Raw genomic sequence first — 795 nt, forward strand, 5'->3', positions numbered from 1 at the left:
ATGCAAGCCAGGCGCGAACCAGACGTTAGCAGGCAATGCGCCATCGTCGACGATGGCCTTGCGCGGCCGAACGTGCAGCGTCGGGATGCGGCCCATCGGGGTGTCGAGCATCACTTCTTCGATCACGTCAAACACCAGCGGCTCGGGTTTGCGCAGGGTCAGCACCGTCATCTCGAAGCTGCTGCCCGGCCTGGCCTTGCTCGGGTCGAGGATGAACTGGTAGGCCACCTGGATCATGAAGCTGGCGGGGTCTTGCAGGCCCTCTGTGCGCGCTTGCAGCTTGCCATCTGGCAGCTTGACCTGCTCGTCGCCCAGCTCGATCACCTTGGAGCGGGCGCTTCGCACCAGCAAGCGGTTGACGTTTTCATAGCGTTGGGGGTGAAGGCCTTGCGGCCTGATCTCGCCTTCGCTGCTCAACCGCCACGAGCCCAGTGGTGCAAAGCTCGGGCCCACGCTGGCATCGATGTGAACCTGGTAGCGCTGATCCTTTCGGATCCACTCGACGCTGGACTGACCGTAGACGGGGCCTCGGTAAAAGCCTTCCATGATGTAGCTCACGCGCGTGGCCAGGGGCCAGACAAAGCGCTCCGGTGTCTGCCCCGTGGCCGATGCCACCGAGGATGCGGGTGAGCCGGGTGCTGCGGCCGTGGCTTCCGGCGAGCTGGCAACTTGTGCCGCGCTGGTTGGTTCCACTGTAAGGGCCGAGGAGGGCGTCGCCGACGCAGGGTCGAGTCCTGCCACGTCGGCTTGGGAAGCCGCGGACGCGGCCTCGGGCGGCGGCGCTGTTTTTTTGCG

Annotated in this window: 2 protein-coding genes; one reads left to right on the forward strand and one right to left on the reverse strand. The window is 65.4% G+C overall.

Features of this window, described 5'->3' with window-relative positions:
• The coding region (locus B2W70_RS03025; protein ID WP_286742716.1) for a DUF3108 domain-containing protein at positions 1–558 on the reverse strand (558 nt) is incomplete at its 3' end.
• 43 nt (positions 559–601) lie between these two features.
• Between B2W70_RS03025 and B2W70_RS03030 the strand changes: the two genes are divergently transcribed.
• A partial coding sequence (locus B2W70_RS03030; RefSeq protein WP_286742717.1) for a hypothetical protein occupies positions 602–795 on the forward strand: 194 nt, incomplete at its 3' end.

This window comes from Aquabacterium sp. UBA2148 (assembly GCF_002328915.1).
In the GTDB taxonomy this organism is placed as follows: Bacteria; Pseudomonadota; Gammaproteobacteria; order Burkholderiales; family Burkholderiaceae_C; genus Aquabacterium; species Aquabacterium parvum.